The sequence below is a fragment of the Paraburkholderia sp. UCT31 genome, assembly GCF_014397655.1.
GTDB lineage: Bacteria > Pseudomonadota > Gammaproteobacteria > Burkholderiales > Burkholderiaceae > Paraburkholderia > Paraburkholderia tuberum.
Map to the genome: position 1 here is coordinate 1 of NZ_VZQP01000045.1, position 24,522 is coordinate 24,522.

20 protein-coding genes and 1 pseudogene are annotated in these 24,522 nt (G+C 56.8%); 16 read left to right on the forward strand and 5 right to left on the reverse strand.

The window, feature by feature from the left end:
- Nucleotides 1–176: 176 nt before the first annotated feature.
- Nucleotides 177–626 (forward strand): annotated as a pseudogene (locus F6X40_RS30095) (transposase); the annotation flags it as partial.
- 399 nt (nt 627–1,025) lie between these two features.
- On the opposite strand, the gene F6X40_RS30100 reads toward F6X40_RS30095, so the two are convergent.
- The 4 genes from F6X40_RS30100 to F6X40_RS30115 all read right to left on the reverse strand — a co-directional run bounded on the left by F6X40_RS30100 (nt 1,026) and on the right by F6X40_RS30115 (nt 4,276).
- On the reverse strand, nt 1,026–1,931 hold the full coding sequence (locus F6X40_RS30100; protein WP_316251861.1) for a GlxA family transcriptional regulator: 906 nt from the start codon (nt 1,929–1,931) through the stop codon (nt 1,026–1,028).
- Nucleotides 1,932–2,051: 120 nt separating this feature from the next.
- Nucleotides 2,052–2,264, reverse strand: a complete 213-nt coding sequence (locus F6X40_RS30105; protein ID WP_187630338.1) for a hypothetical protein — start codon at nt 2,262–2,264, stop codon at nt 2,052–2,054.
- A 449-nt stretch (nt 2,265–2,713) separates the two neighbouring features.
- On the reverse strand, nt 2,714–2,929 hold the full coding sequence (locus F6X40_RS30110; RefSeq protein ID WP_187630339.1) for a hypothetical protein: 216 nt from the start codon (nt 2,927–2,929) through the stop codon (nt 2,714–2,716).
- A 93-nt stretch (nt 2,930–3,022) separates the two neighbouring features.
- The gene (locus F6X40_RS30115) at nt 3,023–4,276 is read right to left on the reverse strand and encodes a glycosyltransferase WbuB (RefSeq protein ID WP_184071432.1); all 1,254 of its coding nucleotides are present in this window, start codon (nt 4,274–4,276) and stop codon (nt 3,023–3,025) included.
- 464 nt (nt 4,277–4,740) lie between these two features.
- On the opposite strand from F6X40_RS30115, the gene F6X40_RS30120 reads away from it, so the two are divergent.
- The 13 genes from F6X40_RS30120 (at nt 4,741) to F6X40_RS30180 (ending at nt 21,294) form a co-directional block, all read left to right on the forward strand.
- Nucleotides 4,741–5,556: an aldo/keto reductase gene (locus F6X40_RS30120; RefSeq protein ID WP_187630340.1), complete on the forward strand. Its 816-nt coding sequence runs from the start codon at nt 4,741–4,743 to the stop codon at nt 5,554–5,556.
- Nucleotides 5,546–7,096, forward strand: coding sequence for a GMC oxidoreductase (locus tag F6X40_RS30125; protein ID WP_187630341.1), 1,551 nt, complete (start codon nt 5,546–5,548; stop codon nt 7,094–7,096). Before F6X40_RS30120 ends, F6X40_RS30125 begins: the two co-directional genes overlap by 11 nt.
- A gap of 66 nt (nt 7,097–7,162) precedes the next feature.
- A complete protein-coding gene (locus tag F6X40_RS30130) occupies nt 7,163–7,801 on the forward strand; it encodes a putative colanic acid biosynthesis acetyltransferase (RefSeq protein ID WP_221307854.1) in 639 nt (212 codons plus the stop codon).
- Nucleotides 7,764–8,633 (forward strand): glycosyltransferase family 2 protein, encoded by an 870-nt coding sequence (locus tag F6X40_RS30135; RefSeq protein ID WP_184071426.1) that lies wholly within the window; start codon nt 7,764–7,766, stop codon nt 8,631–8,633. The genes F6X40_RS30130 and F6X40_RS30135 overlap by 38 nt, the downstream gene beginning before the upstream one ends.
- A gap of 50 nt (nt 8,634–8,683) precedes the next feature.
- On the forward strand, nt 8,684–9,835 hold the full coding sequence (locus F6X40_RS30140) for a glycosyltransferase (RefSeq protein WP_222946200.1): 1,152 nt from the start codon (nt 8,684–8,686) through the stop codon (nt 9,833–9,835).
- A gap of 141 nt (nt 9,836–9,976) precedes the next feature.
- Entirely contained in the window at nt 9,977–11,404 is a 1,428-nt protein-coding gene (locus F6X40_RS30145; RefSeq protein WP_187630343.1) for a lipopolysaccharide biosynthesis protein, read from the forward strand.
- Between the two features lie 99 nt (nt 11,405–11,503).
- The gene (locus tag F6X40_RS30150; RefSeq protein WP_187630344.1) at nt 11,504–13,501 is read left to right on the forward strand and encodes a hypothetical protein; all 1,998 of its coding nucleotides are present in this window, start codon (nt 11,504–11,506) and stop codon (nt 13,499–13,501) included.
- 142 nt (nt 13,502–13,643) lie between these two features.
- On the forward strand, nt 13,644–13,886 hold the full coding sequence (locus tag F6X40_RS30155; RefSeq protein WP_187630375.1) for a DUF6429 family protein: 243 nt from the start codon (nt 13,644–13,646) through the stop codon (nt 13,884–13,886).
- A 311-nt stretch (nt 13,887–14,197) separates the two neighbouring features.
- Nucleotides 14,198–16,444 carry a polysaccharide biosynthesis tyrosine autokinase gene (locus tag F6X40_RS30160; protein ID WP_187630345.1) on the forward strand — a complete coding sequence of 749 codons (2,247 nt, stop codon included), beginning with the start codon at nt 14,198–14,200 and terminating at the stop codon, nt 16,442–16,444.
- A 55-nt stretch (nt 16,445–16,499) separates the two neighbouring features.
- Nucleotides 16,500–17,618, forward strand: coding sequence for a GDP-mannose 4,6-dehydratase (gmd, locus tag F6X40_RS30165; RefSeq protein WP_184071416.1), 1,119 nt, complete (start codon nt 16,500–16,502; stop codon nt 17,616–17,618).
- Nucleotides 17,619–17,663: 45 nt separating this feature from the next.
- Nucleotides 17,664–19,046 carry a hypothetical protein gene (locus tag F6X40_RS30170; protein WP_187630346.1) on the forward strand — a complete coding sequence of 461 codons (1,383 nt, stop codon included), beginning with the start codon at nt 17,664–17,666 and terminating at the stop codon, nt 19,044–19,046.
- Nucleotides 19,031–20,197 (forward strand): glycosyltransferase, encoded by a 1,167-nt coding sequence (locus tag F6X40_RS30175; RefSeq protein WP_187630347.1) that lies wholly within the window; start codon nt 19,031–19,033, stop codon nt 20,195–20,197. The genes F6X40_RS30170 and F6X40_RS30175 overlap by 16 nt, the downstream gene beginning before the upstream one ends.
- A 47-nt stretch (nt 20,198–20,244) precedes the next feature.
- Nucleotides 20,245–21,294 carry an IS630 family transposase gene (locus tag F6X40_RS30180; RefSeq protein ID WP_187630348.1) on the forward strand — a complete coding sequence of 350 codons (1,050 nt, stop codon included), beginning with the start codon at nt 20,245–20,247 and terminating at the stop codon, nt 21,292–21,294.
- A 170-nt stretch (nt 21,295–21,464) separates the two neighbouring features.
- Here F6X40_RS30180 and F6X40_RS30185 read toward each other — a convergent pair whose 3' ends face one another.
- Nucleotides 21,465–22,415 carry a GDP-L-fucose synthase family protein gene (locus F6X40_RS30185; RefSeq protein WP_187630349.1) on the reverse strand — a complete coding sequence of 317 codons (951 nt, stop codon included), beginning with the start codon at nt 22,413–22,415 and terminating at the stop codon, nt 21,465–21,467.
- A gap of 359 nt (nt 22,416–22,774) precedes the next feature.
- On the opposite strand from F6X40_RS30185, the gene F6X40_RS30190 reads away from it, so the two are divergent.
- Both F6X40_RS30190 and F6X40_RS30195 read left to right on the forward strand, forming a co-directional pair.
- Entirely contained in the window at nt 22,775–23,332 is a 558-nt protein-coding gene (locus F6X40_RS30190; protein WP_316251862.1) for a hypothetical protein, read from the forward strand.
- The gene (locus F6X40_RS30195) at nt 23,329–24,489 is read left to right on the forward strand and encodes a DegT/DnrJ/EryC1/StrS family aminotransferase (RefSeq protein WP_187630350.1); all 1,161 of its coding nucleotides are present in this window, start codon (nt 23,329–23,331) and stop codon (nt 24,487–24,489) included. The genes F6X40_RS30190 and F6X40_RS30195 overlap by 4 nt, the downstream gene beginning before the upstream one ends.
- The last annotated feature ends 33 nt before the right edge of the window (nt 24,490–24,522 follow it).

The following is a 24,522-nucleotide window of genomic DNA, read 5'->3' on the forward strand; positions in this document are numbered from 1 at the left end:
TCGGCCCTTCTGGCGGCCAGCCCCGGGAAGGATTTTTTTAAAACAGGGGAACGTGCCTTTCCGCGCGTATTGCGGCGTCGGTCGTCGCTTGTTTGGCTCGGCCAAACGGCGCTCCTCTCTCCTTGCACTACGCGCGGAAAGGCACGTTCGCAAGCCCGTTATTAGCGTGAACAGGCCCTAGCAAGGCCGTTGCGGTGAAAACTGAAATGCAGCAGGCAATGCTGGCGCTGCATCGCATGCGCGAGCAACTTGTGAAGTTCCGGACCATGCAAACCAACGGCTTGCGCGGACTGCTAACCGAGTACGGCGAAGTTACGGCTAAAGGACGGGCGTCGGTGCCGAAGCAGACCGGTTCGGGTGGCAAGGTAAACCTTCACGGCATAAGTAAGCGCGGCGGCACATATTTGCGAGCGCTGCTAATCCACGGTGCACGCAGGGTGTTGATAAATGCGAAAGAACCAGGCGCGTGGGTCGAGCAGCTGAAAAAGCGGTGGCATCCGAACGTGGTGATTGTCGCACTGGCAAACAGAATGGCGCGGACGATCTGGGCGGTACTAGCCAATGATCGTCCGTACCAGAAGGGATACGTGAGCATACATCCAGCGGAAGTGGGAAACGTCTCGTAAGAAATTGACCCTGTTGAAGTGGAGCGTCGAAGGTTGCGTCGGGAATCGAGAGTGATGGCAACACAGGTCGGACCGTGATTCACTAAACCTGAATGGCTCCAGGAGTTCCGAGCTCGTGAGAAAAATGAGGTGCGGGTCAGCGGATTCCATAGTGGCCCGCAGCGGAAGAACCAGCTGCAGCAAGGCCGGATATACAGCTGCAACCCATCCTGTCCGTCTACGCACAAGAGAGCTTGCTCAAACGGGAGACGTTCATATACAAACTACTATCGGCAACTTGAAACAACGGTCGCCGAACTCGCATTAACTTAAACCAACCAGCCTCCACGATTCCCGGGGCGGTTCACCGGTGCGCTTGACGTGACTCCCCACTTGCGCATCTGGATTGCTGTTCGTACGTCAACTCTTTCGTCGACTCTGCGTCCGGAACTCAGTAGGCGACATCGAGAGCTCTTTACGGAAAAGCTTCGACAGTCTCTCTCCGTTGCTAAGACCGGTTCTACGAGCGATCTTGTCCACCGGAAGATCGCTGTTGGCGAGCAGCTTGCACGTAAGATCGAGCCGCACACCAAGAAGGTACTTTGAAGGCGTAACACCGAGCTCCCGTTTGAACAGACGCAGGAAATTGCGCTCACTCATCGAAGACGTGCGCGCCGCATCGCCCACCGATATGGGCTTCGCGCAGTTCTGGACGATCCAACGCGCCGACGCACGCGCTTTCTCGGCGAGCGTCTTTGCATCCATCTCTTCGAACGCGGGGGCCAATGTACGCCCGCCATCCGAGCCGAGACGGTCCGCCACGCGCGCGGCCAACTCCGCTCCCAGATCCATCTTGAGCAGTGCGAGCGAGGTCACCAAAGCCTGATCGCGATCATGCTCCGCAGCGCTCGCGGATAACGATCGGAGACGGATATCATGCTTCATCGAAGGCCAATCGCACCGCGCCACGCCGGCAGCCGACAAAACCATGTGCCCATTCCCGATCGCGGTGACGCTGACGCCTCTTGCACAAACCAGTCGCAACAGATCAATGAGGTTGTCGTCGACGGAGGCGTGCGCGACACCACTTCCGCTGGGAATGAAGAGGTTGTCGAGACGATCGAAATCGCGCGTGGAAAAATGCTCTGTCCAAACCATCATCGATGACGAGCACGCAACCCCTCCACCGCGAGCCGAGATGAGGTTCACGCGATATGTCACGGAATGATTCGAACTTTGCGATTGTAATTCATTAGCGACATGCAGAGCTTCGGCGAGCGTACCGGCGGCCAGCAACGAAAATCCGTCATACAAAATAATCGCCACGTGCTTCACGATTGTCGAACACTGAACAGACCGAATGTCCTGTCTCGGACAATCAAGCGGTGCTAGCGCGTCAGATAAGATTGGCGTCATGCGGCCTCCAGTTCGGCAGGTTTCTATTCGTCACACGGAAAGAAGACAGGATTTCCATGTGTCATCGGACTTCGATTTTCTCGTTTTCAGATTTATCCTTGCCGTTTTAATCGACAAGGTTTCAGGCGAGAAAAATACGTTGCCGAAGGGCGGTGGTGCAAGCCCGGCATCCGGGTCGCGGCGCGCGATAAAAACGACTGTCAGCGGAAAATGCAGCGGCCTTGCCTCAATGTCGAGATGCAAGGTGTCCGCTTCAAAATAGCAGAGGCGTCACTGCAATATAGGCAGCAACCCCGGTAATCAGAAAGAAAATAGTAATAAAAGCATCGACTTCCCGTTTCGTATAACGATATCGGGAGTCTGCGCCTGATGCGAATCAGCGAGATTCCCATATATCGGTATTCCTGGTTCAAGCGTATTCTTCATATAGTAGTCTTTCAAGATAAACTGGCGAAATAATGAGGAGTTGTGCCACGTAAATATCGTTACACGCCTAACTTACCGCGTGAAAAAAAATCCCACCAATTACTTTCAACCTTTATCGGCCGGACAGGGCTAAGTTTTGACTTAATGAAACTACGGCGCGTTCAACTGGCCGCATACCTTGGTGAATTAGTAGGGAAGGTCTGCAAAAGTCCAGGTGTCGACGTCTGGGTGGACGAAAAGCGCTGCAAGGCGAAGCCGCTTCAGATCTAGTCCCGGCCAATATATCTGATTGAATCATTCATGCCCATGGCTTCACCGAGTCTCGTGACCGCAACCATACAAATCCGGTCTCCGGCCTCTTCAAGCGTGATGGTCTGTTCTTTGTAGGCCAGTGCGATCGCCTCCACTGCACGCATAAAGAACTCCGACTCCTCATCCGTCCAGTCTACGGGAAGGTCAGCACTAAGCCCTTCTGAATTCATCCCTGCCTCCTTAGGATACCTTGTGAGGCTTACGAAGCAAGCTGGATCTCGCTCATTTGCGCTAGCACCGGATCCGAAGACTGTTAAGTGGGCCTACGTCGTCGCGCGGTCTCCGAGGTCTCGTTTGCCGAGAACTGAGCTGCGAAGCCGTGCCTCAAACTGGAGAAGAATCGTTTCTTTCGAGAAATTGGATGCGGCGTATTGCCGTCCGAGGGTGCCAAGGCGCTCACGAAGCGACGGGTCGTCGGCGAGACGAAGGATGGCGTGTGACAATGCCGTGAAAGAGCCGGGCTCGACTGCGACGCCGACCGAGTTGATGACGCTCCATAACTCGGTACCTTCATTCGCAGTCGCAATTACCGGTCGGCTGCTCGACAGCATTGGGCCAAGCTTCGAAGGCATGACGAGATCCGCGGCGCCCGCAAGCTGTGGAAGGACGTGTATGTCCGCAAGCGATAGCAATTCATTGAACCGCTCTTTAGGTTGCAGCCCGAGAAACTTGACGTTCGGTACGTCACGGGCCTTTTCGAGCAGGACATCTTTTGCTGGTCCAGCGCCACAGATCAGGAACATGATGTCCGCGCGCCACGTGAGAAGCTTTGCAGCGTCGACAATGATTTCCAGACCTTGCTTAAGTCCGAGATTGCCTGAGTAGAGGACGACCAGCGCTCCGTGGCCGATGGTGAGCTGCGCGCGATAGGGGTTGTCCGTGCTGTTTGGATGCGCGTGTTGAGTATCGACCCAGTTGGGAAAGGTGAAAGCTTTTTCCGAGGAGACCCCCTTCTGCACGGCGAGCCGTGTCATCGCTGCGGAGGGTGTCGAGACGACGTCGGCGCGTGACATCAACCATCTTTCCACGCGCAAAGCCAGCTTTCTTGCGACATGGCCTTTCAATATGCCCAGTCGAAACGCTGCGTCGACTTCGTAGTCCTGTACATGAAGCCAACATGAGGCGCTGGCGACGCGGGCGGCGAACAACGCGACGGGAGACGCGAACAAAGGTGGCTCTACGAGCCACACGGCGTGCGGACGCCACGCGATCTGCCATAGGGCGGCCGGACTCGCGAAGACCGCGAAGCTCATCAGATGTAGCACGCGCTTCAGACCCGACGGGCGCTTGGGGCACCAGAAGGGAACGCGTATGACGGAAACGTCGTTGATTTGCTCAGTCGAGTACGTCAACGCGTTATAGCCAGCCTTGATGCGCCACTCAGGATAGTATGGAGACGCGGTTATCACGCGTATCGTGTGCCCCTGTAATGCGAGCCACTCCGCAAGCTCCGCGGAGTACTTTCCCACCCCTGTCACCTCTGGGGCATAGTTGAGCGAGATTATCAGCACTTTCATTGAGTAATCCACATCTTGGGAAAAAGAAGATCAAGTCTGCGTTGGGCACGGGAATGTACGACCCATGCGTTCGGACTCTGATGGAGGCTATCGTTCCGTGTCTTGCTCGCAGTCGCATTCGTATTCGCGTTGTGTCAAAGCTGCGCGTTCGCTTTCCTGATTCGAAGATCGCAGATATCCAATTGCCCGGTCGGACAAATGCTTGTCGTGCCTCGCCTAGATGGGCTTCGCCAGCCAGGACATATGATCGCTAGTCGTGTGGGCGCAGGAGGCCTGGTGCCGGTCTCTTCCCACTCGCGGTGGGCGAAAGCCGACAACTTCTTGCCAATTTCCGTCTTGACCGGGGGGCATCAGGGCGCGGCGCTTATATTCCTTTCACGTCGGGGTAACGCTGATCGTGGGTAGAACATTCTCGTCATTCAATTCAAGGCGCGGGCTTGACGAGCATTTAGCGGGAGCTAATCGTGCAAAGCGTTCAGTTGACCGGGACTCCCATCGTACTTTCGCGATTCATATTCGGCACCGCCAGTCTTTTCAACAGTGGCCCCGAAAAAGCAAGGCGACGACTATTATTCTCTGCGGTGGACGCCGGGTTCACCCATTTCGACACGGCCCCCTACTATGGCTTTGGCTTGGCCGAGCGCGATCTTGGCCACGTTCTCAAAGCACGACCGGAGGTCACTGTCACCACCAAAGTCGGTATCTATTCGCCCGGCGGCGAGGAGCAAAGCGGGGCCGCTGTTTTTGTTCGCAAGGCGACAGGGCGCTTCATAAAGGCCATCTCGGGTCCAACGGTGGACTTTTCAGTCGCCCGAGCGAAGAGAACACTCGAGGGCAGTTTGCGTCGTCTGAAGCGTGACTCTATCGACATCTACGCGCTGCACGAGCCTGAACTTTCCCTGCTCAATACTGATGAATGGTTGAAATGGCTCGAGAGTCTCCTACGCGACGGAACAATCCGTACTTTCGGCCTCGCGCTAACTACGGATAAGGTCGAACCGTTCCTCGCTGCCGGCTCGGAACTGACCCGTTTCATTCAGGTCCACGACAGTCTCTCCGGTCGCGAGGCTGACGTACTGACCTGCTACCGCAAGCCCTTCCAGATCACTTATGGTTATGTCTCCGCGTCCCGCAAGGAGGGGTCGCCGCTGTCCGTGACAGAGGTTCTGCGTCGGGCACTACTTCGCAATACCAATGGCGCAATCATCGTGAGCACGAAGCAGTTGGCCAGGCTGCAGCAATATGCCCGGCTCGTGGAGGAAACGGCCGATGCTCAATGACCTGGGCGGGCAGGGCGCGATTTCGCGGGCAGCCGATTTCATAGTCATCGGCGCGGGAACCGTCGGCCTACCGATCAGCGTACTACTGGCGCGCAAGACAGGCGCAACCGTCATCTGCCTGGAAACCGGCGGATTGCGCCAGGAAGAGGACACGCATCCGCTCAATGAAGTCGTCCAGCAGGGGATGTTCTACAAGGGTGCCTCGCACGGACGTTTCCGATGCCTGGGCGGTACCTCGATGCGATGGGGCGGTGCCCTCATTCCCTTCCAAAACTCTGATCTCTGCAATGCCCACTGGCCGATCTCACTCGATGAACTAAGCCCTTTCATCGGTGACGTCGAGCGGCTATTCTCCCTGGAACCGGGACCGTATTCCGACGTCTCCTTTCCGTTCGAGCTCGGTGGGACCCATGTCAATCGTCTCGCCAAGTGGCCAGAATTCCGGAAGCGCAATGTAGCGGCGTTGTTGGACGCTGACGTCGCTGCGGCAGCCAACCTTCAGGTCTGGTTGAATGCCCATGTCGTCAAAATCAAAACTCAGACTGAAGGCGTCCGACTGGAAGCGGTATCGCAAAATGGTGACAGGCTAGCTATTTCGGGGAGGAAGCTCATCGTCGCCGCTGGCGCGATCGAAACAACCCGTCTGGCATTGCTAATCGACCGTCAGAACAATGGAGCCGTCTCCGCCATTACGTCTGCGCTCGGTCATAACTTCACGGATCATATTTCCGCAGAAGTAGCGGAAATCGTCGCCTCCGAAAGCGCTTTGCTAAATAAGATCGTCGGCTTTCGATTCGGCGCCGCCGGTTCAATGCGCAATATTCGTTTCGAGCTAGCGCCACAAGCGGAGGCGCGGCGGCATCTGCCGCCAGGTTTCTGCCACATCGGGTTCGAGGTTGAGAAACCCGGTGGCTTTGATGTGCTACGGGAGATATTCCGGAATGTACAGCGTCGTAAGTCACCGCCGCCACGAGTAATCTTCGATTTGATTGCGAATACCCCCTGGCTTGCGCGCGCTATGTGGTGGAGGCTCGTGAACAAACGTCTACTGTTTCCCGCCCACTCGCGCCTGATTGTCCATGCGGTGGTTGAGCAGCTTCCATCTCCCAACAATCGTATCACTCTCAGCGATACGTGCTGCGACCGCTTCGGCTTGCCACTCGCAGAGATCAACTGGAGGTTGTCCACGGAAGACAAAGAAAACGTAATCGAGACATCGGAACTATTCAAAAGAACTTGGAGAACGAGCAAATTCGCCTCGCTTGGCTTATGGAAATCGATCCAGCCACAGCAAATCTGGGCCAACATCGATAACGCAGAAGGCATCTTCCATCCGACAGGTTCGACTCGCATGGGTGCTTGCCCCGCCGATGGCGTGGTGGACAAAAACCTCAACCTCTTCGGTGTCGCGAATGTCCAGCTGCTTGCCACGTCAGTCTTGCCGACGGGAGGTGGGGCGAATCCGACTATGATGCTCCTGCTGCTGGGGATGCGATGTGTCAATCAGCACGCTGCCGGCAGCACCCCGCCAAAAGCTTGATGCTTTCCGCCAACCGCGGGTATTGAACCGTGTGGACGCTACGATGGTCCGTTGAGAGAGGAGTCTATGCCTGAAGATGCAATCAACCGGGAAGGCGTTCATCCCAGCATCATCCTGAAAGGCGTGAATTCGAGACAGGGACCTTCATTTTCGTTGTCGAACAGATTTCTGAGGGTTCTTTGGGGCGTCATCTACATCGTTTTTTTCGTGCCGACGCCGCGTGTCTTTCATGCGTGGCGTCGCTGGATTCTGCGACTATTCGGGGCCACTATAGGCGCAGGTGTTCACGTCTATCCGCGTGTGCGCATCTGGGCGCCATGGAATCTTTCGATCGGCGACTTTACAGGCGTTGCCAATGGAGTGAACTTGTATTCCATCGAACGCATCACGTTAGGTGAGCGTTGCACGATCTCGCAGGGCGCGCAGCTCTGTACAGGAAGTCACGACTACAACCATCCGACGTTTCAGCTAACTGCAAAGCCGATTATTGTGGGATCGGACGCGTGGGTGTGCTCTGAAGTCTTCGTTTGCCCTGGCATTCATATCGCGCCGGGAGCGGTTGTAGGCGCGCGATCAGTGGTAACGCGGAGTCTGCTGGATGAGTGGACTGTGTATGCCGGCATGCCAGCAAGGAAGATTTCTCTTAGAGTCAAGCACGGAGAGCCCAATGAGCAAAGTGTCTGTACTAGTGCTGACGAAGAATGAAGAACAGGATTTGCCTGGTTGTCTTGAGACCGTCATCGGGTGGTCCGACGACATCCACGTATTTGATTCGCTCAGCACAGACGGGACCGTCGCGTACGCCCGCTCGGTATGCGCGAACGTGATCTCCAGACCATTCGACGACTGGTCCACTCACCAGAACTGGGGATTGAAAAACATCCCATTCAAGCACGAATGGGTGCTGTATCTGGATGCCGACGAGCGCGTTCCCCCATTGCTCGTGCCGGAGATTGAAACGGCGGTCTCGAACGCCGGCGATGCGGTGGCGTTTCAGATTAGACGCCGCGACTTCTTCAATGACAGGTGGCTCAGGCACGTGCAGGCTTCACCGTACTTCGTTCGGCTTTTCAGACCCGAGCATATCCACTATGAACGGCTCGTCAATCCCGTCACCGTGGTGGATGGCAAGACTGGCCGGCTCGACGGCTATCTCGATCACTTCCCTTTCAGCAAGGGGCTATCGCACTGGCTTTCACGGCATAACGCCTACAGTTCGCTGGAAGCAGATCAGTTTCTTCGCAATAAGGCGAACGGCAACAAGTTCAGCCTTTCCAAGGCGCTGTTTGCGGCCGATTTTCAGACTCGCCGCTATCATCAAAAGCGCCTGTTCTACCAGCTTCCATGCCGCCCGGTGATCAAATTCGTTTTACTTTACTTCGTTCGTCGAGGCTTTCTCGACGGACACCCGGGCTTGGTGTATGCGACGCTGCAGTCGGTCTATGAGTACTTCATCGTTCTGAAAGTCAGGGAGAAGATGAGGGCGGCGAGAACGCAAGTCGATCGCCCTACGTTAAGCGAAGAATTGAAGAGTTGAACCGCGCATGCGCGTTATGATGAATGTCAGTGTCAGCCGGAGATCCCGCGTTGAGAACCCTTCACATTATCTCGTCAATCGAGCGAAGGTATGGTGGTCCTGCTGAGGCGCTCAAACGGCTCGCGACGGAGCTCCGGCTTTGCGGACACACTACCGACATTGTCTGTCTTGACTCATCGATTGATGCTGACAAATCGGACGACAATGCTTTCGATCTGGTTGTGAGGCTAGGCCACCACGCTGGCAAATACGCGCTCAACTTCAGGCTTGTTGGGTGGCTGACACAGCATGCGAAGCAGTACGATGCAATTATCGTAGACGGCATATGGCAGTTCCACAGCGCGGCGGCCGTTCTCTCGCTTCTTCCGCAAAAGATCCCATATTTCGTGATGCCGCACGGCATGCTCGATCCATGGTTCAACATCGGCCGCCCGTTGAAACATGCCAAGAAGCTAGTCTATTGGACATTTGTGGAGCGTCATGTCATCAGCAATGCGAAGGGGGTTCTCTTCACCACCGACAGTGAGCGCGAACTGGCGCGCTTGGCGTTTCCGCTGTACAGGGCGAAGGAGCTGATGATGATGATTGGCACGGCACCGCCACCTTCGACGGAAACGTTGGACGTTGCGCAGCGGCATTCGCTAGCGACGCCGGGCAAGATTATCCTTTTTCTCGGGCGAATTCACGAGAAGAAGGGCTGCGACTTGCTAATCCAGTCGTTTCACGATCTCCAGAACTTGAGCACCGACTATCGCCTCGTCGTCGCAGGCCCCGATGATCATGGACTCGAAGCGAGATTGCGTCGCGAGGCCGTGCGGCTCGGCATCGCGGATCGTGTTAGCTGGCCTGGCATGGTAACGGGGGCGCACAAGTGGTCCCTGCTGCGCGCTGCCGACGTCATGGTTTTGCCCTCGCATCAGGAAAACTTCGGCGTGGTGGTGGCCGAAGCACTAGCGTGCGGCGTGCCGGTGCTCTTGACCGATAAGGTCGGAATCTGGCAAGAGGTCGTTGCCGATGGAGCCGGGTTCGTGGACGACGACACGCGAGAGGGTATCACCCGCCTTCTGACGCAATGGGCAATGCTGCCGGACGACGAGAAGGTTGCGATGCAATGTTCGGCAAAGCAGTGTTTCAACAATCGGTTTCATATCTCCAGAGTCGCGCAGAACTATATCGCGTTGATGAGCAAGCAGGTAGCGTAAGCATTTCTGCTTTAACACACGCGTGCAGGATGGCTGTCGCAGGAAGTTGAGTTCGTCAGCGCGATTTTACGCTCAACCGTTGCTGCCCCTTCCGGGACATCTCATTCGCGGAAGAGCAGCGTCAGAGGATCACACGCTCCAATGCCGCTTGCAGATAATTTTTTCGTGCGCGCACCGGTCTCCATCCTGCGGCTCTGTTTTCGTCGCTTGCCGTTTGGTATCGGAGCCTCGGAAGGGCGCGACAGGGATCGCTATGTGCGCGCCGCGCGTTCCGCTGCATGCAATGCGGTGAGTGCCGCGATGGGTTTTGCGGTAGTGCTGCTCTCGGTCTCTTTAACGCTTCCGTATCTCGGGCAAGAGCGCTTTGGCATCTGGATGACAATATCAAGCCTCGCAGTGATGTTGTCGGTGCTTGACCTTGGCGTGGCGAATGGCCTCGTCAACCTGGTTGCGGACGCGAAAACGAGCGACGATCAAGAGAAACTGCAGACGATTGCGACTCGCGGCGTACTGCTGCTCGTGGTGATCGGCGCAGCCGCTGGAGCTGTGCTCGTTGGTGCCGTGAGGTTGCTGGACTTCCAAAGGCTGCTCAAGATCGAATCGGCAGACGTCACAAGAGAAGCGATGGAGTCAACCGTGGTTTTCATCACGCTGTTTTGCGTGAACATCCCACTAAGCGGCGTGAGAAAGGTTTTTCATGGTCTTCAGCGAGCATGGGAGCCACATATCGCTGCTGCGATCGGATACTTTTTCTCGCTACCGCTTCTTTATCTCTGCAACCGCTATCGCGCACCGTTGCCGTATCTCGTGCTTTCTACCTATGGCATGCAGGTCGGCTCGACGTTGATTCTCGTTTGGCGTCTTCGACGTGAGGGGATTTTTCGAGTTCATCGCGGCATATGGCTGGGAACGGGGTGGCAAGACTCGAGGCTGCTACTGCGGACGAGCAGCATGTTCCTGATTCTTCAACTTGGCATGATATGCGGCAGCGCATGCGATCCCCTGATCGTTTCAAACATTCTCGGCGCGAAGGAAGTGGCGACACTGGCCGTTGCGCAGCGGTTGTTCCAGGCGATCACCGTCGGGATGGCCATGCTGTCGGGGCCGCTCTGGGGTCTCTATGCCGACGCACACTCGCGCGGTGAGAAAATGTTCATCAGGCACACGCTGAAGGTGTCCATGGGCGTCACGGGCGGCATCGCGGTGCTGACAAGCGCGCTGATTCTGGCAGCTTCCCCCTGGCTTCTGAAGGTTTGGACGGGCAATCACCTGGCTGTACCTTTCTCATTGCTGTGCGCGGCGGGGATACTGGCGGTGGTTGAAGCAATGGGAAACGCTTTCACCATCTTTCTGAATGGAATGAGCGAATTGCGCCCGCAGTTGCTTGCCGTGCTGATCTTTAGTGCGGTATCCATTCCGCTCAAGGTATGTCTGCTCTTGACGTTCGGCACAGTGGAATGGGTGGTCTGGTCGTCCATCATTGCGAGCATCATCGCCGACTATGGCGTCTATATTGGCCTCTTCAGGAAGCAGATTCTTGCGCACGCGTCGCTCGGTCCGCTTTCGTGACTTTCACACCCACCTTCTGAACGTATGGCCGACTTCCAGGAAAAGTTGCGGTTGGCGGGGGACGCGCTCAAAAACAGACGTGGAGCCTTGAGGAGAATCATGGCCGCCTGCTTCAGCCTGTCTGGCGCATCTGCACAAGCGGCGCAGCGGCAGGCATCGGGACTGCAGCCGTCGCACACGCAGAGCGGTTCGACCTCGATGCAGCCCGTGAGCGACTTGTCGCCCGACGACAGGGTGATAGTCACCAGGTCTTCGCTCGCATACACCGAAATCCGACACCTCGCTGAATTTGTGCTTGCGCAAGGTCCGATTCAGGGCTACGCCAGCTTGCGTGACTACGGCGGACCGCTTACGAGACTGCTCGTTTTTCAGCACGCTGCGGGCGAACGCGATTTGGATGCTGCATATTATTGGCTCGATCCTACCGACGTCTCGAGCCGGGACAACGGTGGCACAGTGCTGGTTTCGAAAAGCGGAAAGCGTTGGAAGCGCGTATTCGAGGGCGACATCCATGCCCGATGGTTCGGTGCACGCGGTGACGGCACGACGGATGACGGTGACGCGATCAATCGCGCCGTCGCATTCGCAGGATCGCTCTATGCGTCGACGGGCCGGACTCAGTGCGTTGTGCTTGATAACGGCACGTTCTACCTTGCAGCCGCGCGCGGAACGCTGGCCATCCCTTGTCACGACGATGGCACGGTTAAGCAGGGAAAAGGCGGAAGACTCCCGTCTGAGCCTGCCATGCGACAGCCCTATTGCGTAGGCGTATGGCCGGGGGTCAAACTATATGGGCATAACGCCGTAGTGAAGGGCAACTATCGCTACGGCATGGCGGACGCGTCGCAGCCAGTCACTTTCGGCTTGCTCGATCAATTCGACACGGCGATGGATGCAGGGCTCGAGAATCTGACATGCGTGGATTGCTTCATGGCTTTTGGCGCCCTGTCCGCGACGCTCGCAGGCTGCATCTTTGACAGACTTCACTTTGTCGGCTGCGGGGTGGGTATCTATGCGGCTGTGCTGGAACAGTGCACGTTCAGCAATATCGAGGCGCTGCGCACGGGCGTCCCTGTTCTTGTCGGAGGGCAATGGGTCGATCGCAACGACGACTACAACGAACGAGGCGGCTTCGCGGACAAGTGCACCATCATCAACGTACGTAACATCTATGACCGCGTCTATGGCGACGATGAGCGCAAGATCGATCAATGGTTCGATGCCACGTTCTTCAAGTCAATCAACAGCGAGCGCAGACTCAGCGCGCGGACTAATGCCGCGTCACCGGCGAGGGCGTATCCCTATCGGGGCATTTGCGGATTCTGCATACGCGTCATGGCGCGCTATGCGCGCCCTTCGAATAGCAATGTCTTCATGCAAATAACGCACGCTTACTCGCCGCGTCCAGCGGTGCTGGTTGATGCATGCCAATCGGCTGTCTTCAACGGCGTTTATATGGAACGCGTCGGCTATCGCGACCATCGCAAGCGAACCGGTGCCGTTGGCGCCGGATGGGACGATCCTTACCTTGGTCATGGCGTCCTCGTCCCGGCGTTCATAGGAGAACTCGACGTCTCCTCCTGCGTTTCCGGTGTCAACATCCAGCAGTCTTTCGGCGTTTCGGTCGTTCGATCTGACGGACCTGTCGGATCCGTCCAGTTATCGGACTGTGTTTTCAAAGAACCCCAGCCTCGCTACACCCTGCCTGCCACCACTTTCACCGACGATGTGACGATACGCAGTGGAGCGTTTCGCGCATTGGAGGATGCCAGGCATCGGATCGGTGGATTGGGCCTCTACACCGTGCATTTCGATGGCGGCAGTTTCGACACTGAGATTTCCTGCCCGAAGGACGAAGAAGGGCATGCAGTCATGGTGCTGGTGTCACGCGATGCGAACCGCGTAGAGAGCGCGTCGTCCGGTCTCTATCTGCTGCAGCTTTCGCGTAATAGTACGAGCGCTCCGGTTGGAACGCTCGTGTCGGGGAGCGATGTCCTGCGTTTTGCTGTAAGTCCGCGGAACATGCTGGAACTACGAGCTACTGTCCATGGCGCACACCACGTCGTGATGATCGGCAACCGGCCGTTCGAGACTTAGACCGACCCGCATCTGGGGCAAAGCTGATCAAGGCCACCGCAGAGCTACTCCGAGCGTTATAGATCGGAGTGAATAAGGAAGGCAGAACAGGATGAAGCAGCAGACGCTGCCGATGGCAGCTGATGGTATCAGGATGAACGCCATGAACATCAATACTGCGGCGATTGACGATGCTGTCCTCGCGCTCCTCTATTTGACCCTGCATGACCATAGCCGGGCTTGGAAAAGCTTCGATTGGGATGCGCTCAACCGACTGCATGAACGAGGGCTCATTGCCGATCCGGTCAACAAAGAAAAATCCGTGGTGCTGACGGAGGACGGCCTGCGAGAATCTGAACGCCTCTTCAAGCAGCACTTCGTCACCGCTGGCAGCAAAACCAATTAATGAAACGAATTTCCAACTCACGACACCAGGGGTCACGCTACTGGCCAGTGGATCGTTTCATTCCAAACGACCGTCCTATCGTACCCGACAACATCTTGGCGATTTCGGTCTCGACACGGCGCAAGCAGCAGGCTTATCTAAAATAGACTGCGGCGGCGAATGTTCCGCGTTCTCGAATTTCAGTCATTGAAGTAGTAGCAGAGTACCTGTCCACATGGACGCACGGTCAATGCGTCGCGTCGTCGCTCCCGTAACTGGTTGCCCCTGGCGTTATCCCGCTGGCGGGCGCAAAGCACTCCACCCGAGAAACCATGGCCTCAAGGAAACAGATCACGCGCGATGATCCGCTGCAGGGCGATGAGATCTCCATCTCGGATTACCTTCGCACAATCGGCGAGAGCTGGCGTCTAATCGGCATGATTGCGCTCGGCGTTCTCGCGCTGGGATTGTTGTACGGCCTGATGCATCCGACCTTGTACCGGGCCGATGCGCTCATACAGATTGGCACACCCGCGTCCAGCTCTCCCGAAGCCGAAGCGTTGGGCCGGCTCGCCTCGATATTCGATTCGAGGGTGAAAGCCAGTGCAGACGCCGAGATGGAACTCATTCGCTCACGCCTGGTGGTCGGCGAGGCGGTGCAGCAACTGAATCTCCAAACTACGGCGCAACCTCGGTACTTCCCACTTATTGGCCGTTGGATCGCGCGACTCCGCAGCGGATCCGCCAGCATGAAACCCCTGTTTGGACTGCGGCAGTTCGCCTGGAGCGACGAGTCGATCGAAGTATCGAAATTCGATGTTCCTCACGCTGCAGTCGGCCACGAATTCATCGTAAAGGCGAGACAGGCCCCGTACTTCAAGTTGATTGCGCCTGACGGCAAAGCGCTCGGAATAGGAAAAGTCGGCCACGAGCTGGTGGTGCCTTTCGGCGACGGCAAGGTGCATCTTCTCGTCAATAGGTTATCCGCTTCTCCCGGCGGGGAATTTACACTGAAGTCAAGTTCGATAGAGGGCACGATCCTCGCGCTGAAAGATGCTTTGGTCATTTCAGAAAGAAAGTCGCAAACCGGCATGATCGGTGTTGCCCTGGAGGGACCCGACCCGGTGCGCACTGCGGACATCGTCAATGCGGTTGCTCAGCAGTATCTCGCTCAGGATCTTGCAAGGCGTACGTCCGAGGCCGAACACTCGCTTCTCTTCCTCGAGGATCAATTGCCGAAGCTGCGGGACGAATTACAGCAAGCAGAGGATAAGTACAACGCTTTTCGTAATAGCAATGGAACCGTCGATCTGAGTGTGGAAAGCCGGTTGTTGCTGCAACAGGTTGTCGATCTCGATACCGCCTTGCGCGGACTCTTGCAGCAGCGTGACGACATCTCGCAGCATTACAAGGAGGGTTACCCGCTACTTACGGCGGTGGACTCGAAGATCGCCCGATTGCAACAAGACCGCGAAGCGCTGAGCCAGCGTGTTGCCAGTTTGCCGGACAAGGAGCAAAACGCAGTGCGACTGATGCGCAACGTTCAGGTCGACACAGACCTCTATACGAATCTCCTGAACAGTGCGCAACAGCTTCGTGTCGTCAAGGCGGGCAACGTAGGCAACGTGCGCATTGTCGATCTCGCGGTGCCCCCCGAGAAGTCGAGCAAGCCTAACTGGCAGGTACTATTGTCGTTGTCTGCCGTGCTTGGGCTTGTACTGGGAATCGTCACCGCGTTCCTTCGCAAGGCGTTGTCTGGTGGAATCGAGCGAAGCGCCGAGATCGAGGCAGCCCTTGGAATACCCGTTTGCGCTGTCGTGCCGCACAGCGAACGGCAAATTCGTTTGCAGGAAGCAATGCGCCGCAAGGCTCCGGGCATACATGTGCTTGCTGCGGTATGGCCAGGGGATGTCGCGGTCGAAGGCGTGCGAAGCTTGCGAACAGCGTTGCAATCGATCGGATCGGAAGTCAGGAACAATGTCGTGATGATTACAAGTTCCCGTGCCGGGGTAGGAAAGTCGTTTGTCGCGGCCAATCTTGCAATCGTGTTGGCGACAGGCGGGAAAAAGGTGCTCCTGATCGATGCCGACATGCGCATGGGCGACATACACAAATCCTTCAACCCGGCTGGCGGCCCCGGCTTGACCGAGTTGCTAAAAGGTGCGGCGTTTGACGACGTGGTCGTCCGCGATGTCATGAATGGCGTCGACCTGATCCCGCGCGGGGGCGAGACGCCAAACGCCGCGGACTTGCTCACGACTCGGAGACTGAGCGAGATACTCGATGTTGCATCGCGGCGGTATGACGCTGTCGTCGTCGATACGCCGCCTGTGCTTGCTGTCACCGATGCAACGCTGATCGGCCGGCAGGCCGGTACAACGCTGCTGGTCGTTCGGCACGGTCGGCATCCGGTGGACGAACTGTATGAGGCGCTCAACCGGTTGCGCAGTAGTGGCGTGAACGTGGCAGGAACTCTCTTTACCGATGTTCCGCTCGACAAGGCGCGATACGGTTCAGGCTACGGCAGGTACGACGGGTACGGCAAAAGCGGCGGCGAGTCCAATGTCAGGACAGCCTGAACGAATCGCAAGAAATATCACGCACAGCGCAGTATCAAAACAAGGAGAAGGAACCATGTCGAACAAGGTTGCACTGGTCACCGGTATCACAGGCCAGGATGGCTCTTATCTTGCTCAATTCCTGCTCGACAAAGGATATGAAGTGCATGGCGTCAAGCGGCGCACCTCGCTCTTCAACACGGATCGCATCGACCATTTATACGAGGACGACCATGCATCGCAGCGCCGCTTTCATCTTCACCATGGTGACCTGACCGACTCGTCGAGCATCTTGCGAATTATTCAGCGGGTGCAACCGGATGAGATCTATAACCTCGCCGCGCAAAGCCATGTTGCGGTTTCGTTTGAAGAGCCTGAGTACACGGCGAACGCGGACGGCCTGGGTGCGCTGCGCATGCTAGAAGCCGTGCGAATTCTGGGCTTCGAGAAGACGGCCCGGTTCTATCAGGCGTCGACATCGGAGTTGTTCGGGCTCGTGCAGGAAGTGCCGCAACGGGAGGGCACGCCCTTTTATCCGCGCAGTCCGTATGCGGTAGCGAAGATGTACGCGTACTGGATCACGGTCAACTATCGCGAGGCGTATGGCATATACGCTTGCAACGGCATTCTGTTCAATCATGAATCACCCGTTCGGGGCGAGACGTTCGTTACGCGCAAAATTACGCGCGCCATCGCACGTATTGCAATCGGTTCGCAGAATTGCCTTTACCTTGGCAATTTGTCGGCGAAACGCGACTGGGGACACGCGCGCGATTACGTCCAGATGCAATGGCTCATGTTGCAACAGGACGAGCCTGAAGACTTTGTCATTGCATCTGGCGTGCAATACAGCGTGCGCGAATTCGTTCAGCAGGCGGCGTGCGAACTCGGCATCAAGCTTCGGTTTGACGGAAGCGGAGTCGATGAAGTCGCGATCGTCGAAAGTGTGAGCAGCCGGGAGTGCCGGGTCGCGCCCGGGACGGTCATCGTGCGAGTGGATCCTCGCTATTTTCGACCGACAGAGGTCGAGACCTTGCTCGGCGATCCGTCGAAAGCCCACGCGAAGCTGGGATGGGCACCGACCGTGACGTTCGGCGCTCTTGTCAGGGAAATGGTGTTGTCCGACTATCAGATCGCCAAGCGGGATGCGCTGATCACGCTGGCTGGCTACAGGGCGTTGGAGCATCACGAGTAAGGACGAAGTTTGGCCGAGTCGGCATGTAACTCAGGAGCGTGTGGAATGTCGCCGCGTTTCGTATTTTCACTCGCAGTCTTTACGGTCTTCGCGGCAGGCTTGGCACAATACGCGGATCAGGCGCTTGGCGCGCTCGGCACCGGAGCAATCAACGTCTGGAACTTGAATTCGGCCGCCATGGATGACGCAGGTGCTGTCAAGTACGTGAAGGACGCGAGCATCGCCTTGATCGGAGTCGGGTGGCCTCTTGCGCTCGGTCTGAATCGCTTTCGGGGGGGAATGCGTACGTTTATTCTGATGTTCTTCACGTGGATTCTTTGCATCGTATCGGTGGGACTCGTGCCGTTCATCGCAGGTTGGACGCCATTGTTCTTCCTACCGGCGGGATTGCGCTGGGTTCTGCTGATTCATGCGTCATTCGGCCTGTTTTTGTTCGCGCGTTTGCTGCCGGCCGAGAAGCAGGGACAAACGGTTCTCGTCCTGGCGTTGCTCGCGCTTGCCGCATTGGACTTTTACGTTGTCCTGCGACAATGGATACAACTCGGACAAATACAGCAAGTTCTATTTACGCAGGATCGGTACACGGGCCTGTTCAGTAACGCGGCGCTAGCAGGCATGTATGCGATTTCGCTTGCAAGCATGGTGCTCATTCTGGACCGCGCCCGGCTGTTTTATCGGCTTATATTGCTCTCCCTCGCAGTCGCGATTGCCGTCTCTTCGGGAACGCGATTCGCTATGCTCAGTATCGCGTCCATCGTCGGCGTAGTAGTTTGGGAAGCGCTTGGGGGACGGCTGAGCCGTAATGATCGGATGCTGCTGGTGGTGACTGCGCTACCGATTGCTATTTGCCTCGCAATCGTTGGCTATTCTCACATGGTGGAAGCGGTCGGCCGCGGTGATGTGCTGACTGATCAACTCGACGAAGGCGGTCGTTTATCCAACCTTGGGAAGATAGCGGAGCAGTTGTCAGAGGCAACTCCGGGAGAACTTTTTCTGGGGCGGGGCCTCGGCGTAGGCACGAACACAGCCGTCATGCTCCTCCAGCGTGCGGGCGTCGACCCTGAGCAATACCGGTTCAATCAGATCATCGATAACGCCTTCGTGACGATGCAGTTTCAAATCGGAATCGTGGGTATGCTAATTTTCGCGACGGGTGCGACGGCGTTTTTCTGGCGCATCCGTCCGCGTCATTCGAGGCGTCAGTCAGTTCGATATGTGGTGTTCGTTGGGATCACGATTGCGGCCTGCATGGACGTCAACCTATTCGAGCAGTATCCACTGGTGACGACTCTGATGCTCTGCTTTGGGGACATCTACGGGTGCTCTCTCGGCGCGTATTTGTCCGCGCGTCGATCACGTGGCGTTGACTCGCCTGGCACTGAAGCAGAAGTCGCTGACGTGGAGCAGCAGAAATGCTTGTTTTCATAGCGCCTTACAGCGCCTCTAATCGTGGGGCGAATGTGAATCTGGGCGCCGCACGCAAGGTGGAGTTTTTTCTGGCGTTGGCATTGCAACTTTCCAAGGATGTTCTTTTGATCAATACGGGCCACGTAGAGGCAGGATGGTCACGTAGAAAATTTCGGGATTCCGTCATCGGCACGCAACGCATTCGGGAGATTTCGCTTCGCTGCTACCCTGTAAGGCCCATCGGCAAGCTGCTGAACCTCTTCGAAGTCTTGGCGCTGAGCGATGAGATAGCGAAGGTCGGCAAGCCTGAAGCCGTATGGATCTATAACGCGTACGCGTTCGAGTCGATGCTCGCTCGCGTGCTGACGCACCGGTTCGGTGCGCGTCTGATCCTCCAGTTCGAAGATTGGCTGCTTTCTCGTCGCCGCTGGCATCCGAAGCCGTTGCTCGACTTCATCGCATGGCGATACGTATTACCCGCTCCATCGTTATGTCTTGCGGTTAACGATCACTTATCGACACGCGAACATCAACGCAGCGGTTGTCCCGTGGTGCTGTGTCCGGGCGTGGTGTCGGACGATCTCATTGAAGCTTGTGGACAGCGGCGTCCATTCTCGCGAACGGCAGATGCTAGAACGATGGTTGGCTATTTCGGTGGGCTGAGCGTCGAGAAGGGTGCTGACGTGGTTCTCGACCTGATCCGGAAGTCCGGCGGACGCCTTATGTTTCACGTCTGCGGAACGGGTCCGCTGGCACGCGAGTTCGTAAGGCTGTCCGCCGAAGATTACCCGGTGCACTTCCACGGTCGGGTGGACGAAAGAGTCTTGTTCAAATTGATTTCCGACTGTGACGTGCTGGTGAACCCGCATGTTTCGATAGAGAAAATGGGTAACGGGGTCTTTCCTTTCAAGGTTGTCGAATATGTCGCGTCGGGAAGATTGGTCATTTCCACCGAACTTCCCCCGATGAGCATGAAGGAGATTCACGACGCCATATGCTTTGTTTCCGCGGATGCAAGGTCCATCGCCGATGCGTTGGCAAACGCAGAGCAGACGTATCGCCGCAAACGCATGAGCATCGAGCGGGCAATGAAAGCAGCCGCCCAACTTCTGACGCGAGACGCGCTAGAAAGGTCGATATCCAGGGCTTTGAGCAGTCGAATCAAGGACTAGTCCATTGAACCAATGAAATTGCACCGAGCTAATAGTGCATAAGCAAAATGAATCTGAGCGAAACCGAGCGCGAAGAGCTGATGTCGATGCAGCGCAGCCGCACGATGGCCGTTGGCCAGGTGAGGCGTGCGCGGTTGATCTTGCTGCTCGACGAAGGAGCCTCGCGTGCGGCGATCATGGCGGAATTGCGTTGCGATTCGCGTTTCATTACAACGTGGCAAATGCGTTTCACCAGTGAGCGTTTGGCTGGCTTGTACGGCAGACATCCAGGCCGGGCACCGCGACCTGACCTGGCGGTTCTCGAAGCGAGAGTGCTCGACTACACACTGCGACGTAAGCCGGCCGACGGCTCGACACACTGGAGCAGCCGCAAACTGGCGGCACAGTTGGGCATGGCCTTCATGACGGTGCAGCGTATCTGGCGCAAGCACGACATTCGGCCACATCGCCTCGATACCCACATGGTGTCCAACGATCCCGACCTTGAGGCGAAGGTAGCCGACGTGATCGGGCTGTACCTCAATCCGCCGTTGCATGCAGTGGTGTTCTGCGTGGACGACAAGACAGCCATCCAGGCGCTGGATCGCAAGGACCGGATGTTGCCGCTCTCGCCGGGACGCGCCGAGAGCCATGGCTTTAAATACAAACGCAACGGCACCCTGAGCCTGTTCGCCGCATTGAATGTTGCCACCGGTGAGGTGCTGGGCAAAACCGCGCCACGCCATACCAGTGCCCAGTTTGTTGCGTTCCTCACCGAGGTGGTATGGGCACAGCCGCGCGGAAAGGAGATTCACGTGATCTGCGACAACGTGAGCAGCCACAAAACCAACGCCGTTCAAACATTTCTGGTTGACCATCCGAAAGTGTCGATACATTACACCCCGACGTATTCGTCATGGCTGAATCAGGTCGAGAACTGGTTTGCACGCATCCAGCGCGACGACATTGCGCGTGGCGTATTCACCAGCACCAAGGATCTCAACAAAAAGCTCATGCGTTATATCTGTCAATACAACAAGCAGGCGCGCCCATTGAAATGGAAGTACTCCGATCCATCGCGGCGAATCCGGCGCAATTCATCCGGTTCAACGGACTAGGCCGACGCTTTGATCAAGCCGCTCTAACCGGAATGACCTGTCGTGGCCTTGAAAGTGACGTGATTTGCTGGCATTGAGGGACAGGAACCGCAGTCGGCAGACGGGTACCCTGGATACCAAAGGCGGAACTTCAATCCGTGGTGCAGGATCGCGGACGCCGCGCGAATTCGTCAGGCGCTGGCGAGCCCGGTACGCTGCACGTCATTCTCGAAGTCGGCGTAGGTTGAGGCGATGCCCTCTCTGAGCGTAATCGTGGGCGCCCAACCCAGAGCGGCGAGCTTCGATACGTCGAGCAACTTTCGCGGCGTCCCGTCGGGCTTCGACGAGTCGAATCTCAGCGATCCAGAAAAACCGACGACATCGCAGATCAGTCGTGCGAGGTCGGCAATCGCTATGTCCTTTCCATATCCGACATTAAACATGCCCTCGACCAGGTCGTTGCTCAGCAGGACGAAAACCGCGGACGCCAGATCGTCTACATGAAGGAATTCCCGTCTTGGCAATCCGGAGCCCCATACCGGGAGCGATTCGAGTCCGTTCAGCTTTGCCTCGTGCGCCTTGCGGATGAGCGCAGCCAGCACATGGCTGCCTTGAAGATCATAGTTGTCGTTGGGGCCATAGAGATTCGTGGGCATCACCGATATGAAGCGCGTTCCGTATTGCTTGTTATACGCTTCACAAAGCTTGAGACCCGCGATCTTTGAGATGGCATAGGCTTCGTTGGTTTGTTCGAGAGCGCTCGTGAGCAGGTAATCTTCTTTTATGGGCTGAGGGCAAAGCTTTGGATAGATGCACGATGAACCGAAGAACACGAGCTTCTGCGTGTGACTCTTGAATGCAGCATGAATCACATTGGTTTCGATGACGAGGTTCTCGTAGAGAAACGAAGCCGGCTGAGTCGAATTGGCATGAATTCCGCCGACTTTGGCTGCGGCCAGGAGGACGACGTCTATGTGCTCTCGAGCGAAAAAATCCATCACGGCGCGCTGATCCAGCAAGTCGAGCGACTGTCTGGAGGCCGTGATCACGTGATCATATCCGGAACTGGCAAGGCGCCGAAGGAGAGCCGAGCCGACCATTCCCTTATGTCCGGCGACATAGATGCGAGAGTTTCTGTTCATGTGAATGGCCAATAGTCGAGAGAGACACGTCGGTCGGAACGTGAGTTGCCCCGCCACTTGATTCAAAGGGCTACGACGTGCGATTTCATCAGCTTAGCAATGCGTATGGACCATTCAAGGTCATGGCGGACGGTGCCAATATATTGGCGCGGTCCGTGTGCGCCTCTCCGCGGTCGTTGCCGAGGATATAAGGATGCGCGAGGTGACGCTGCAATGTAATACCCCGGTCAGCCAACTTCATTCCGTATTCGGCCATCTGACCGTGTGACCGCCGAACCGATCCTATGCTTCGGGGACGCATGAAGGACCTCCGTGGGCCAATTTATGTCGTAAGCGGCTCTGCTCCCGGAAGGTTCGGTGTGTCGGGATACTACCGGCTCTCTTCGAGGAAAAAAATGGAAGCTCTATCGATAACGGGCAACGCAGAGGTCGTTCATGACTCGAATTTCGAAGTAGTCTCGTTCGAAGGTGAAACGCTCGCCATGATCATCCGGGATTCGTTCTCGAGAAGTGGTGTGAGTTTCTTTACTCCGAAGGAGTTTCCTCAGCAACTCGCGTACATGGAACATCCCGCCGGAAAAGTGATCGACGCGCATCTTCACTGCAAGTTGGTGCGGCAGATCGAATGGACGCAAGAGGTGCTCTTCGTCAAGCGTGGCCGTGTCCTGGTGAAGTTCTATACGCCCGATAAGGACTACCTGTCGAGCCGTGTACTGTACGCGGGCGATGTCATCTTGCTGGCGTCGGGCGGTCACGGCTTCGAGATGCTCGAGGACGCGTCTTTCTTCGAAGTCAAACAAGGGCCCTATATGGGAGAGCAGGAAAAATCGCGCTTCGCGTCCGCAAACCTGAGCCGATGCAGTGAAGCGAGCAACGGCCCAGGCGTCGAGCTTGAAGTTAAGGACGGCGCGCGATGATTCCGGTCAACGAACCCCTGCTCGACGGAAAGGAGCGCGTCTATCTGAACGAATGCATTGAAAGCGGGTGGATTTCTTCGGACGGGGCGTTCGTCGAGCGTTTCGAACGTGCGATGGCGGGTTACGTCGGCCGCAGACACGCGATTGCCGTCGCGAACGGCAGCGCTGCGTTGGACGTGGCGGCGGTGGCTCTGCGGCTCGGTCCCGACGACGAAGTTATCATCCCCACGCACACGATCATATCGTGCGCATCGGCCATTGTTCGCACCGGTGCCCGCTTGAGACTGGTCGACTCAAGTCCGGATACGTGGAACATGGACGTGACGAAGATCGAAAGCGCTATCACGAGCCGGACGCGGGCGATCATGGCCGTGCACACTTTCGGTCTGCCGGTGGATATGGCTCCGTTGCTGGATATCGCAAGGAAATACGGCCTCGTTGTGATCGAAGATGCTGCGCAGGCAATCGGACAAACCTATAACGAAGCGAAGTGCGGCAGTTTCGGCGATATATCGTGCTTCAGCTTCTACGCCAACAAGCACATCACGACGGGGGAAGGGGGCATGATCGTCTGCGACGACGACGAGCTGGCTACGCGCGCGAGAAGTTTGCGAAACCTGTGTTTCAAGCCTGAGAGGCGATTCGTCCACGAAGAGCTTGGCTGGAATTATCGGATGAGCAACCTCCAGGCGGCTGTCGGGCTAGCGCAATTCGAGAAGCTAGATGCGCACATCGCGCGAAAACGCGAGTTGGGCCGCCGCTACGAAAGCCTTTTGCGGGGAGTGCCGGGAATCGGGATGGCGCCGGTGGCATTGCCATATGCCGAGAATATCTATTGGGTCTTCGGTATGGTATTGGACGACAGCTTGCCCTTTGATGCCGACGAGCTCCGGTCCATGCTGGCGGAGGCAGGTGTCAGCGCGCGGCCGTTCTTCTGGCCGATGCACGAACAGCCGGTTTTTCTCAAGCAAGGGATGTTCAAGGGCGAGAATTTCCCGATTGCCGAACGCATGAGTCGAAGGGGATTGTATCTGCCGAGTGGTCTCGCGCTTACCGAAGCACAGCAGGACTACACGGTGGGCGTGGTGCGCGACATGCTGGCCACCGCCTTTTCGCGAAGTTTCTGCAACAGCAGGTCAAGTTCAGCGCGGTGCTGACCGACTGCTCGCCGCAGCAAATATGGCCCGTCA

Excerpts from the sequence above, each read along its gene's own strand:
- F6X40_RS30110 (WP_187630339.1), bottom strand. The coding sequence starts at position 2,929 with ATGAATTCAGAAGGGCTTAGTGCTGACCTTCCCGTAGACTGGACGGAT.
- F6X40_RS30115 (WP_184071432.1), bottom strand. The coding sequence starts at position 4,276 with ATGAAAGTGCTGATAATCTCGCTCAACTATGCCCCAGAGGTGACAGGG.
- F6X40_RS30125 (WP_187630341.1), top strand. The coding sequence starts at position 5,546 with ATGCTCAATGACCTGGGCGGGCAGGGCGCGATTTCGCGGGCAGCCGAT.
- F6X40_RS30130 (WP_221307854.1), top strand. The coding sequence starts at position 7,163 with ATGCCTGAAGATGCAATCAACCGGGAAGGCGTTCATCCCAGCATCATC.
- F6X40_RS30135 (WP_184071426.1), top strand. The coding sequence starts at position 7,764 with ATGAGCAAAGTGTCTGTACTAGTGCTGACGAAGAATGAAGAACAGGAT.
- F6X40_RS30145 (WP_187630343.1), top strand. The coding sequence starts at position 9,977 with ATGCCGCTTGCAGATAATTTTTTCGTGCGCGCACCGGTCTCCATCCTG.
- F6X40_RS30150 (WP_187630344.1), top strand. The coding sequence starts at position 11,504 with ATGGCCGCCTGCTTCAGCCTGTCTGGCGCATCTGCACAAGCGGCGCAG.
- F6X40_RS30155 (WP_187630375.1), top strand. The coding sequence starts at position 13,644 with ATGAACATCAATACTGCGGCGATTGACGATGCTGTCCTCGCGCTCCTC.
- F6X40_RS30160 (WP_187630345.1), top strand. The coding sequence starts at position 14,198 with ATGGCCTCAAGGAAACAGATCACGCGCGATGATCCGCTGCAGGGCGAT.
- gmd (WP_184071416.1), top strand. The coding sequence starts at position 16,500 with ATGTCGAACAAGGTTGCACTGGTCACCGGTATCACAGGCCAGGATGGC.
- F6X40_RS30170 (WP_187630346.1), top strand. The coding sequence starts at position 17,664 with ATGTCGCCGCGTTTCGTATTTTCACTCGCAGTCTTTACGGTCTTCGCG.
- F6X40_RS30175 (WP_187630347.1), top strand. The coding sequence starts at position 19,031 with ATGCTTGTTTTCATAGCGCCTTACAGCGCCTCTAATCGTGGGGCGAAT.
- F6X40_RS30180 (WP_187630348.1), top strand. The coding sequence starts at position 20,245 with ATGAATCTGAGCGAAACCGAGCGCGAAGAGCTGATGTCGATGCAGCGC.
- F6X40_RS30185 (WP_187630349.1), bottom strand. The coding sequence starts at position 22,415 with ATGAACAGAAACTCTCGCATCTATGTCGCCGGACATAAGGGAATGGTC.
- F6X40_RS30195 (WP_187630350.1), top strand. The coding sequence starts at position 23,329 with ATGATTCCGGTCAACGAACCCCTGCTCGACGGAAAGGAGCGCGTCTAT.